Source organism: Bacillus sp. lyk4-R2A-2, from assembly GCF_030209735.1.
In the GTDB taxonomy this organism is placed as follows: domain Bacteria; phylum Bacillota; class Bacilli; order Bacillales; family Bacillaceae; genus Bacillus; species Bacillus pumilus.
Window position 1 is genome coordinate 187,848 of record NZ_JARVRK010000001.1, and the last position, 11,635, is coordinate 199,482.

The following is an 11,635-nucleotide window of genomic DNA, read 5'->3' on the forward strand; positions in this document are numbered from 1 at the left end:
ATACATTTATCATACTTCTTTCCGGACAGATTTGCATAGAAACAAGTCGTAGACAAGCAAAAAAAGCATGAACCCGTGTGCACAGGTTCATGCTTTTCCAACTTAAAACATTTCACTAATCGTTTTTGCCTGCATGTGTAGAGCTAGGTAATCTGGACCGCCTGCTTTTGAATCGGTTCCTGACATTTTGAATCCGCCGAATGGGTGGTATCCCACGATGGCTCCTGTGCAGTTACGGTTAAAGTAGAGGTTCCCTACGTGGAACTCCTGCTTCGCACGGTTGATATGATCACGATTATTGGTAATGACAGCACCTGTCAAACCATATTCCGTGTTGTTGGCTACTTCAAGTGCCTCATCAAAGCTAGATACTTTCGAGAAGGCCAAGACAGGTCCAAAGATTTCTTCTTGCATCAAGCGAGATGTTGGCTCAAGATCTGCAAAAATGGTTGGGTGAATGAAATATCCTTCTGAATCATCACTCGTTCCGCCAGTGACTAAGCGGCCTTCCTGTTTGCCAACCTCGATATAATCCGTGATCTTGTCAAAGGACGCTTGATCAATGACAGGTCCCATGTAGACATCCGCAGAAAGAGGATTCGCTGTTGTTTTCGTTTCTGTGATTTCCTTCACTCGCTCGATCACTTGGTCATACAGCTTCTCGTGGACGACTGCCCGAGATCCAGCTGAACATTTCTGACCTGAAAAACCGAAGGCTGATGTGAAAATGGCATTAGCCGCTAATTCGACGTCTGCATCCTCATCTACAACCACTGTATCCTTACCACCCATTTCAGCAATGACACGCTTTAAATGCTGCTGACCTGGCTGTACTTTTGCCGCACGTTCAAAGATACGTGTCCCTACTTCTCTTGAGCCAGTGAATGTAATCAGGCTTGTTTTCGGGTGATCGACTAAGTAATCTCCAACTTCAGCTCCGCTTCCTGGTACAAAGTTCACCACACCCTTTGGAAGACCTGCTTGCTCAAGCTCTTCCACAAAACGTGCCGCAATGACAGGAGTTGCACTTGCAGGTTTTAAGACAACTGTGTTCCCTGTAACGATTGGTGCTACTGTTGTTCCTGCCATAATGGCAAACAAGAAGTTCCACGGCGGAATGACGAGCGTCACGCCAGTTGGTGTGTATACGTATTGATTGTGTTCTCCTTCGCGGCTGTTCACTGGTTTGCCTTTCGCCAGCTCCAGCATTTGACGAGCATAATATTCAAGGAAGTCGATCGCTTCTGCTGTATCTGCGTCCGCCTCGTTCCAAGGCTTACCTGCTTCTTTGACAAGAAGGGCTGAATACTCATGCTTTTTACGGCGAATGCTTGCCGCAGCACGGAATATGACGCTGGCTCTTTCTTCTGGAGACGTATAGCGCCAAGTTTCAAATGCTTTGGCCGCAGCCTGAACCGCATGTTCTGCCTCTTCTTTCCCGGCCTTTGATACGGTTCCAACAACTTCATCCTTTTTCGCTGGATTGATCGAGACAATTTGGTCTTTCGTTTCGATTCTTTCGCCATTAATCACGAGCGGATAGGTTTGACCCAGTGATTCTGTTACCTTTGCTAATGCTTGTTCAAACGCTTTACGGTTTTCTTCCTGGCTAAAATCCGTGAATGGTTCATGTTTGTAAGGTGTTGTCATCTTTGTCACGCTCCCGTTTCAAATTATTTTTTCGTCATTCCTTTTAAAGCAAAGGCAATGTTTGCCGGCCGTTCTGCAAGACGTCTCATGTAGTAGCCATACCACTCTCGTCCATACGGGGTATAGACCCTCATTTGATAGCCTTCCTTCACAAGTGACTGCTGCGTTTCTGATCTCATGCCATACAGCATTTGAAATTCGAACTGACTTGTCGGTATATTGTGTTTTTTTACAATATTTTTCGTGAACTCGATCATTTGATCGTCATGTGTCGCAATGGCTGTATAGTTCCCTGTAAGTAATTGCTTTTCGATCAGTTTCTTGTAATTCTGATCAACGTCTTTTTTGTTCGGATACGCCACTTCGGCGGATTCCTTATAGGCACCCTTTACAAGTCGTAAAAATGGTTGCAGCTCATTGAGGTCATCAAGATCCTTTTCTGTTCTGTACAAATACGCCTGCAGGACCGTACTGACATACTCATATTGAGATTTCATCTCTTTAAAAATGTCCAGCGTTTTTTGACAGCGCTGTTCATCCTCCATATCGATTGTCACCATGATACGGTGTTTTTCTGCCGTATCTAAAATACGTTTCATATTGCGATACACAAGGTCATCGTCAATATCTAGTCCAAGTGATGTCATTTTGAGTGACACGTGGGAATTGAGCTTGGCCTCTGCAATCCGCTGAATGGTTTGAATACACTCATCCGTTCGCTCATTTGCAATCTCTGCCTTTGTGACAAACTCACCAAGGTGATCGACTGTTACAGCCATTCCTTGATCATTTAATCGTTTAATGACAGAGATAGCGCTCTCAAAATCTTTCCCACCGATGATTTTCTTAGATGCAACAGCACTTCCCCAATTACGAGCAATATGGTTCAAGAGACTGCTTTTTGACAAAAACAAGAAGAAATTTCTTGTGACCGACTCCATAAAGGGCACCTCCCACTCTTTGTAAGCTATGTCTTTATTGTAAGGCTCATAAGCTGTCCGCTACAATATTTGAAGATGACAAAAATTCTGACTTTTTTTGTGGTTTTATCACAATAAGAGATAAAAAAGAGCCTGCCGCTATCCGGCTGGCTCTTCCCTCCTACGCCCACACCTCATCAAGGGTAGACTGCAGCAGCTCATTTAATTCTTGCATCAGATTGTCTTTCGGTTGATTGTAGCTTTTCACCAATTCATCAAAACGCGCCAGCTCTTGATCAATAAATGGATGGACATGAGCGAGACGGTTCTCTACATCCATTTCTTCTCCGTCCATTTTACGTTTGAGCAGTTCGTGAATTTCTGCTAAAAGCGGGCCTTCCTCCACTAGCTCTTTGAGCAATTCATGAAAGTCCATCGGTGGAACTGTCCGGTAACGCTCAATCCACTGACAGGCAAGCAGCGGACGAAGCACATAGAAATACTTCTTGATTCGCACCTGCTCTCCTCGTAAATGCCGACTCTCATTCCGCTTCGCCATATTGAGGTAATGATACATCAAAGCCGCAGGGTAAAACGCTCGATCTTTTAATTCTCTTAGCTGCTTTGCCAAAGAGAAAGATTCAGCATAAATGATATCAGAAGACAGCCATTCCATAATGGACGGATTTGATTTATTGAATAGGCGCAGTGCCTTTCTAAGCTCCCAGCCGCTGATGTCAAGCATGTCATCAATCGGTCGTTCAATGACATCACGATGCTCTTCCATTGCCCAATACCATTCTTTCCGGGGAACATATAAAAAACGAACATCATAATCACTATCAGTCGAGGGAAATCCCCATGCCCTGCTGCCTGATTCGACGGCAAGGCAAATCTTTACGTCATACGTTTTTTCAATGATTTTCAGCTCTTCCTTAATTCTCTCTCTCAAGCGTCCATCAACTCTTTCTATAGAATTCTGCATGACTTCTTCACGTTTTGGGAAAATACGAATAAGACATATATGAAAAAGGAGTTGGATCTAATGTCTATATCTCGCATTATGAAATGGATCACTGGGATTTTTGAAGCCTGCCTTGCCATCCCTGTGATCGGAGGTCTATTCGTTATCAGTAATGGCTATACACCGCTCATGGTCATGCTTATTCTGCATATTATCACACTCGTCTTATCGAAGCGAGACCAGGGACCAATGATTGGAAGTATCATTGGAATTGTCACATCCTGTCTTGCATGGATTCCGATTCTCGGATTCATTCTTCATATCATCACTGCCCTTGCCCTCATTATCACCGCGTTAGTGCCTGATGAAAAAACGAGACAGAATACGAGCTATTAAAAAAGAGGCCTCCTAGAGAGTGGCCTCTTTTCTTTTAATTCGTTAAATGCTTTTGTAAGAAGGCAAGCTTCTCTGTTTGAAAAGCCGGGATGTACTCATGTCCAAAATAACGGTACACCTTTAAATCTTTATCTGTTTCTAAATGGTTGTATACCGCAAACACAGTAGATGGCGGGGTGATTTGGTCGATCAGACCGATCGCCATCAACGTGGGCTGTTTCACCCATCCGGCTAAATTGATCAAATCAAAATAGCTTAACGTCTCAAATACCTTTTCTTCCGCTTCTGGATCACTGTTTCTGCGAAAGTATGAATTGATTTCTAAATAAGGCTGCTCCAATGCCACATCTACCGCACGTTCGAAATTTGATAAGTACGGATAATCTGCCACGACGACCTTCGGAATGTCTGAAAGTGCTGCAGCTGCAACCGCTAGTGCACCACCCTGGCTCCCGCCCACCACGCCGATCCGGTGTTCATCCACTTCTGGGAAGGACTGAATCACGGCGAGCGCTCGAACCGCATCTAAATAAACACCCCGATAATAGTAGGTCTCTTTCGATAAAATACCTTTTGTCATCCATCCCAGAGACTGCCCTGCTGGTGTCACTGTCTTATCTTCACTGCCGCCTTGACCGCGGACGAGCATACCAAATGTCGCATAGCCATGCAGTGCCCAATTGACGATGTCATGAATGTCGCCGTCATAGCTTGCATTATAGCCATGAAAACGAACGAGTGCTGGATGCGGACCTGTTTGATCTGGTACCGCATACCAGCCTTCAATTTGAGATTGACCAAAGCTTTGAAACGTCAGGCGGTACACCTTAACGCCCTTTACTGGATAATCATAAGGTTCAAGTGCTGGCTCTGCCTCCACTTGGTTCAGTTCTTCAAGCGACTCCTTCCAAAAGTCTGAGAAATCAGGACGTGCTGTTTTCTTCGGTTTATACTTTTTTAGCTCATCTAACGGTAAATCAAACAATTGCATATCCTACTATCCCCCTTTGTTTTATTAGTTGTGTGTATCATATCACTGTTTTCTTGACGAAGAAAGACATTTTCACTACAAAAGACAAAACCTTCTGACATTTCTATTGGCAAAGAAGATTGAAACCTTTATGATAAAGAAACTGGCTTGAAAACTAGAGATTCTCAGTCAAAAAAATCGATCGATCCATTCATGGATTTCATATTTGCAATCATCGAATAAAGGAGGAACCTGTATGAAAATCGCCCTTGTCCAAATGGACGTACAAATTGGAGAACCTGATGTGAACTTTCAAAAAGCAGAAGCATTTTTAGAAGAAGCGATCCGCGAGCAGCCTGATCTGATCATTTTACCCGAAATGTGGAATACTGGTTACGCTCTTGAAAAAGCCGATCAGCTGGCGGATGTAAACGGTGAACGAACAAAACAGCTTTTCTCTTCCTTTGCCCGTAAGCACCAAGTCGTTCTCATTGCAGGAAGTGTATTGAACAAGCGTACAGAAGTTGAGAGGATCACCAACACGATGTATGGATTTAACCGCCAAGGTGAGCTTTTAGTCGATTATGACAAAATTCATTTGTTCCGCTTAATGGATGAGCACAACTATTTAACCGCTGGTGATCAGCTTGGTTTATTTGACTATGATGAGGATGTGAAGATCGGGGCGATGATCTGCTACGACCTTCGCTTTCCGCAGCTTTCCAGAACACTTGTCAACAAAGGGGCGAAGGTGCTTATCAATACGGCGCAATGGCCGTCAGCAAGAGTGGATCATTGGCGCAGCTTGCTCATCGCAAGAGCAATAGAAAATCAGTCATTTATGATTGCTGTTAACAGAACAGGCACAAGCAGAGACACTGAATTCCCTGGACACTCCATGGTGATTGATCCACTTGGCCGTATTCTGCTTGAAACAAGTCATGAGGAAGACATTTATTATGCGGAAATTGACCTTCAGCTAGTGGATGAAGTGAGACAGCAGATTCCTGTGATGACAGATCAGCGTCTGGATATTTATTAAAAAGCAGGGTGCTCCCCTGCTTTTTGCATTTAATTAAACGTTTGTTTAAGCTTTTTGATAAAGGTCCATTAGGGCTTGAGCTGCTTTCGTTAAATACCTTTCTTCCACATATGCAAACACAAGAGTGCGGTTTGGGCATGAATCAATTTTCAAATAAGTGACTTCGTTCCTATCCTCTTGTGCCACCATTTTCGGCACAACTGTCACACCTAGTCCATTTTTGACCAATGCCTGCGCTGTTTGAATATGACTTGTTTCAAAGGTAATTTTCGGCAGAAAACCATGATGAAGACATAGTTCCGTGACCACTTGCCGAAAGCCGTATCCCTCTTTCAGCATAATGAATGCTGCGTCTTCCAGAAGGCGAAACGGAACAGCCCCTTTCTGATCTGCTTGATTGATGATTTCGTTCAATTCATCTGTTAACCAGGGCTGAGCAGTTTGCGGAACTGCGAGAAGAAGCGGCTCTGTCAGCATTTGTTTCGTTTTCAATGATTCATGCTCGACAGGCATAGATAAAATAGCCAAATCCAGCTGACCAGCCAATAGAAGTTTTTCTAGCTCACGAGGTGATTCTTCTATTAGTCGAACGTGAACATGGGGATACGTTTGACAAAAGGTTTTTAATAAACTGGGCAAGACATATCCTCCTGTGACTGCTGGCGCTCCAATGTTCAGCTCTTTCCCCACCTCATAAGCAGCTTCTCCCATTTCACGCAGCAAGTCATCTCTTTCCTTCAAAATGTTCTCAGCCCTTTTAATGAACCGACTCCCTTGAGGTGTAGGCGTGACTTGTCCATATTTTCGAATAAATAGGGGTGTATCTAATTCCTCTTCCAGCTTCTTAATTTGTTGGCTTAAAGAAGGCTGTGCAATGTGAAGCTGGTCCGCTGCTTTTGTAAAACTTTTCTGCCGGTACACCTCCATGACATATTCCATCATTCGTATATCCACTTACATCACCTCATAGGTTTTAACTATTCATGTCATATCTTTTATGTCTTAGACAAATAACAAAAGGAATTTTACGATAAAGAGACAACAAAGGGGGAGAAGAAATGAATCCATATGCTAAAGCTGAAAACCAATTCTCACAAAATGCCGAGAACTATCGAGATTCACCTATATTTTCAGCCGGAGAAGAGCTGGAATGGATGAAAGCGACAGCAAATGCGAAGGGTCATGAGCATTTACTTGATATCGGCTGCGGAGCAGGGCATACCGTTTTTTCCTTTTCAGACATTATTTCTAAAGGGATCGGCATTGATGTCACGCAAAAAATGATCGAGGTTGCAGCAGCACTTGCAAAAGAACGCCAGCTGGAACATATTACTTTTGAACGGGCAGCCGCAGAAGCATTGCCATTCGCTGATGAATCATTTGATATTGTGACGTGCCGGTTTGCCGCTCACCACTTTCCAAACCTTCCCGCAGCCATGTCCGAAATCAGCCGGGTCTTAAAAAAAGGCGGCGCATTTCTGCTCGTCGACCATTATGCACCTGAGAATGCGGCACAGGATTCATTCATTAATCAATTAAACAGACTCAGAGATCCTTCTCATGTGCGAGAAAGCTCTTTATCAGAATGGGAAGAGCTTTTCGCTGCCAACAAACTGACTCAAAAAGAGGTTCGTTACTGGGATCTGCAAATTGATTATCAGGACTGGATCACACGTGGACGCACACCAGAAAATGTCCAACAGGAGATCGTTTCCCATCTTCAAGCCGCAGACCCTGATACAATGCAGCTATTTCAGCTTCAATTCGATGCACAGCAGCAGCCTATTTCCTTCTGCTTAAAAGCTGCACTCATTCAAGGAATCAAGAATTGAACTTATAGAAAAAGTCTACCTTCATCGGTAGACTTTTTTATTTCGAATATACATCTTCACTGTCTCACAGGTATTGCTTTTCATGTTCGTGACACGTCCCTCCTCACAACAAGGAGTGCTACATCGTGTTTCTATTATAAGATAAAAGAACGGAGATAGGTTAGGCATTTTAAAAATTGTACGTAGATCCTCTGAATAAAAAAAGAACCTACCCTCTTTGGAATAAGTTCTTCACTGCGTGCGTCAATCACGGTGCAATATCCTCTAATACTTTCTCACGCGTTTCGATCATTTTAAAAGCAAGAATTGCTCCCACTACAGTCACACTTGCGAAAAGAATAAAAATAGTTGAAACACCGCTCACCTCTAAAATAAAGCCTATCATAATAGGAGCAATCGCTGAGGCCAGCCTAAGCCAAGCAGTAGCAAATGCCGTTCCAATCACCCTCATACGTGTTGGATAAATTTCAGGTGTATATAAATAGAGAAGAACTGTAATTGTCCCCATCATTCCGTAAGCAGCGGACCCTAAATAGATCACACTTTCTGGAGAACTCGCTCCGCTGATCCATAAAGCCGTTAATAAAGCACCTGTTACGATAAATGCAATGGTTGCCCAGCGCTTTCGTCCTACTTTATCAATTAAAAATGCACAAGCGAATACACCTACGGTCTGTAAAATATTTGTCAGAGAGGCTGCCCTTAATGAATCTCCAACTGGCAAATTGTAAACCGTATTATAAAGACTTGGTAACCAGTTATTTAAACCATTCGATACAAAGTAGGCAGAAAACCATAGTCCCCATACGATCAATGTTCTTTTACGGTAAAAAGTTGAAAAAAGCTCTTTCCAATCGCCCTTTTCAGTACTATTATATACTTGTTTTACAGGCATTCGTTTTTCAGTACTAGCTTCAATTTCTTCAATAATTCTTTCGGCCTCATCTAATCTGCCTTTCGAAATAAGCCATCTTGGAGATTCACGTAACATAAAAAAGAATACAAAGACGATTAGACCTCCAATGCCTCCAATTAAAAACATCCACTTCCACCCAAAGCTAGGTACAACAAATGCGCCGATTTGAGCTGAGATCATTAACCCTAAAGGAAAAATCATCTCATAAAGCATAAAAAATCTGCCTCTCCCTTGAGCACGGGATAGCTCATTGATATATGAGGCTGCTACCGGCACCTCTCCTCCTACCCCAATCCCTTGTATAAAACGAAAAATAAACAGTGCCATAAAATTACCTGAAAACACACATGCAATACTCATGACGGACATGAGGAGTATAGTCCACTTTGCACTAAAAACACGGCCACGCCTTTCTGCTAACCATCCAAAGAAAATGGCACCAATCGCTTGTCCTATATAACCAGACCCAATAAGAAGACCAATTTGAGCAGGTGATAAACTCCACATGCCGATGAGAACTGGGAGAACAAACGCTAAAGACAGAGCATCAAAAGCATCAAAAAAGGTGGCAGATCCCATAATGATACGAGGCTTTAAATGCCATCTAGAAAAAGGTACACTTTCCATTCTCGTCAATAGTTGTGAAGCTCTATCAACAACTTGCCCATCATGAGAATTTGAATTTTCGCTGACTTCTAACGTCATGATATCTCCTCCTTATTAGAGGAAATGATGCAAAAGTACATGCCGAAGAGCGCTAAAGAAATCGCTTACATTTTAAATCAAGAGACATTCTAGAGCGTTCATACGAGTTTTCAGCATCTATCATTTCTTTTTTGGCGTTCCCGTGGTGCCCCGATCTATATAGTACATAGGGAAGATATGTTCCATCGCCTCTAACTGTTCTCCTTCTAATACCTGTGTTAATAAAGAAACAGCTTTTCTCCCCATTCCAACTAAATCTACATGAACTGAAGATAAAGAAGGGGTTAGAAAACTTGCAATGGGCACATCATCGGCACCAACGACTGACAAGTCATGAGGTATGGACACATTTGCGTGATCTGCAGCTTTCATGACCCCCATCGCCAAAAAATCTGAAGAGCAAACAACTCCAGTCATGTGCTGGTTTCCTTGGAGAAATTGAGAAACCACTTCTACTACTTTTCCCCCATCAAATTCATCTAACTCAAACACAAGTTCTTTGTTCATTGTTAACCCTAAATTTTTAAGTGTGCGCTCATATCCCTTGTAGTACCTCACACTATGCATCGAACTCATTGGACCATTGACCAGCCCAATGGTTCGATGACCTTTCTCAAATAAGGCCGTTACGGATTGACACACACCTTCTTCATCATCTGGCCTGACACATGGGAAAGGAGAATCCTCTAAGTAACTTCCAACAACAATAATGGGAATAGCTAAACTTTTTAACCAATCCATACTCAATTCTTCATTTCTTGGAGAAAATAAAATGGCACCATCTACAGCCTGTGTTTCAAGTAATCGCTGCTGCTGTATAGATGTAAATGACATCAACATATTGAATTCAGTTTCATCTAATTCCTTCGCAATACCATCTAAAATCGTCGAAAAAAATGGATTATTCAAAATATATGAACCACGCGGAACCACGACAGCTATATTGCCAGTCTTTCTTTTAACGAGCCCTCTAGCTCCTAAATTAGGGCGATAGCCTAACTCATCAATCACTTGTTTGATTCTTTCAGCCGTTTGAGCACCTACTCCTGGTTTACCACTTAATACTCTGGAAACAGAGGCGATAGACACTCCAGCTTTCAATGCGACATCTTTAATACTTACTGACACATTTCATACCTCCGGGAGTCTGTTGTTTTATACACTATTATAACCTGACTCACCTTCATCATGAAATCAATGGTCTGTTATCTACCGACGTTTTCCTTAAGCAAACCAACACTTTGAAGGCCCTGGCGAATTTCTTCTTTTTCCTCATCAGTTAAAGGTAGTACCGGCTTCCTAGCAAGCGAACTACTGATCAAACCTCGCTGATACATCGCTTCCTTCATGCGCAGATGAGAAGTAGATGAAGGTTCATCCATTTTATACACAGCATGCTTTAATTCAAAGATTCTATCGTAAACTTTATTAGCCGCTACAAGGTCTTTTTCTTCCACACATTTCACAAGTTCAGCGATCAAATCTGGCACGAAACAGCCGAAACCTACAAGTGCTCCATCAATGCCTTGAACCAATGTTGGCAATAAATATTCATCATGACATGTGAGTAACGATACATCTGGTGCATGTTTTTTCAATGCCCGTACATCGACCTCGTATTGTGCCATGTCTCTTTGACCAATTTTAAACGAAACAACATTCTCAATTTCCGACATTTCTAGTAATTGACTGGTTGTATATGAGGTTTTTGTCCATGTTGGATATTGATGAACGATGATTGAAATATCAATCGCTGCTGCAACATCTTTAAAGAATTGGACAGGTGACTCAGGCTGCATACCGAATCTTAGCCATGAATGTGGCGGCATGAGAAGTATACCTTCACCACCAGCTTCTTCAACGGCTTTTGCATGCTGGATCGCTTCAATTGTCCCTTCTGCAGAAACCCCAGAAATGACAGGTACTTCCCCTTTTAATTCGTCGGCTGCAATGCGCACTGCCTCAGCTCGTTCATGTGGCAGTAAAGTCATAATCTCGCCAGTATGTCCATTGACAACGATCCCGTTAATCCCTTTGTGATCCGCCACCCAACGGACAAGCTTACGAAAAGCAGGTTCATCAATTGAATAGTCATCTTTAAAAGGAATTAAGACAGCCGGGAATACACCGCTCCATTTTTCTTTATTTTTCATAAACAAATTCCTCCCCATTCGTTATAGTAAACGTTTACGGTAAGCGTTTACGTAAACTATCATAGAATGATATTGCCGGAGGTGTCA

11 protein-coding genes are annotated in these 11,635 nt (G+C 42.7%); 3 read left to right on the forward strand and 8 right to left on the reverse strand.

Annotated features, from left to right (window positions below):
* Positions 1 to 102 precede the first annotated feature (102 nt).
* The 3 genes from pruA to QRN39_RS00730 form a co-directional block, all read right to left on the reverse strand.
* On the reverse strand, positions 103 to 1,650 hold the full coding sequence (gene pruA, locus QRN39_RS00720) for an L-glutamate gamma-semialdehyde dehydrogenase (protein WP_284905741.1): 1,548 nt from the start codon (positions 1,648 to 1,650) through the stop codon (positions 103 to 105).
* Between the two features lie 23 nt (positions 1,651 to 1,673).
* Positions 1,674 to 2,591, reverse strand: coding sequence for a proline dehydrogenase family protein (locus QRN39_RS00725; protein ID WP_050943247.1), 918 nt, complete (start codon positions 2,589 to 2,591; stop codon positions 1,674 to 1,676).
* A gap of 160 nt (positions 2,592 to 2,751) precedes the next feature.
* Positions 2,752 to 3,555 carry a nucleotidyltransferase domain-containing protein gene (locus tag QRN39_RS00730; RefSeq protein ID WP_050943249.1) on the reverse strand — a complete coding sequence of 268 codons (804 nt, stop codon included), beginning with the start codon at positions 3,553 to 3,555 and terminating at the stop codon, positions 2,752 to 2,754.
* A gap of 60 nt (positions 3,556 to 3,615) precedes the next feature.
* Here QRN39_RS00730 and QRN39_RS00735 point away from each other — a divergent pair, with 60 nt between their 5' ends.
* Positions 3,616 to 3,930 carry a hypothetical protein gene (locus QRN39_RS00735; protein ID WP_003213913.1) on the forward strand — a complete coding sequence of 105 codons (315 nt, stop codon included), beginning with the start codon at positions 3,616 to 3,618 and terminating at the stop codon, positions 3,928 to 3,930.
* Between the two features lie 34 nt (positions 3,931 to 3,964).
* On the opposite strand, the gene QRN39_RS00740 is transcribed toward QRN39_RS00735, so the two are convergent.
* Positions 3,965 to 4,921, reverse strand: coding sequence for an acetylxylan esterase (locus QRN39_RS00740; RefSeq protein ID WP_284905742.1), 957 nt, complete (start codon positions 4,919 to 4,921; stop codon positions 3,965 to 3,967).
* Positions 4,922 to 5,156: 235 nt separating this feature from the next.
* Between QRN39_RS00740 and QRN39_RS00745 the strand changes: the two genes are divergently transcribed.
* Complete coding sequence (locus tag QRN39_RS00745; RefSeq protein ID WP_050943252.1) at positions 5,157 to 5,942, forward strand: carbon-nitrogen family hydrolase; 786 nt, start codon at positions 5,157 to 5,159, stop codon at positions 5,940 to 5,942.
* A gap of 45 nt (positions 5,943 to 5,987) precedes the next feature.
* Here the strand turns inward: QRN39_RS00745 and QRN39_RS00750 are convergent, their stop codons facing one another.
* Positions 5,988 to 6,884 (reverse strand): LysR family transcriptional regulator, encoded by an 897-nt coding sequence (locus QRN39_RS00750; protein WP_284905743.1) that lies wholly within the window; start codon positions 6,882 to 6,884, stop codon positions 5,988 to 5,990.
* A 116-nt stretch (positions 6,885 to 7,000) separates the two neighbouring features.
* On the opposite strand from QRN39_RS00750, the gene QRN39_RS00755 reads away from it, so the two are divergent.
* A complete protein-coding gene (locus QRN39_RS00755; protein ID WP_251191153.1) occupies positions 7,001 to 7,774 on the forward strand; it encodes a class I SAM-dependent methyltransferase in 774 nt (257 codons plus the stop codon).
* A 247-nt stretch (positions 7,775 to 8,021) separates the two neighbouring features.
* Here QRN39_RS00755 and QRN39_RS00760 read toward each other — a convergent pair whose 3' ends face one another.
* The 3 genes from QRN39_RS00760 to QRN39_RS00770 form a co-directional block, all read right to left on the reverse strand.
* Positions 8,022 to 9,395: an MFS transporter gene (locus tag QRN39_RS00760; RefSeq protein ID WP_284905744.1), complete on the reverse strand. Its 1,374-nt coding sequence runs from the start codon at positions 9,393 to 9,395 to the stop codon at positions 8,022 to 8,024.
* A 120-nt stretch (positions 9,396 to 9,515) separates the two neighbouring features.
* The gene (locus tag QRN39_RS00765) at positions 9,516 to 10,523 is read right to left on the reverse strand and encodes a LacI family DNA-binding transcriptional regulator (RefSeq protein ID WP_003213988.1); all 1,008 of its coding nucleotides are present in this window, start codon (positions 10,521 to 10,523) and stop codon (positions 9,516 to 9,518) included.
* A gap of 77 nt (positions 10,524 to 10,600) precedes the next feature.
* The gene (locus QRN39_RS00770) at positions 10,601 to 11,548 is read right to left on the reverse strand and encodes a dihydrodipicolinate synthase family protein (protein ID WP_284905745.1); all 948 of its coding nucleotides are present in this window, start codon (positions 11,546 to 11,548) and stop codon (positions 10,601 to 10,603) included.
* Between the last annotated feature and the right edge of the window lie 87 nt (positions 11,549 to 11,635).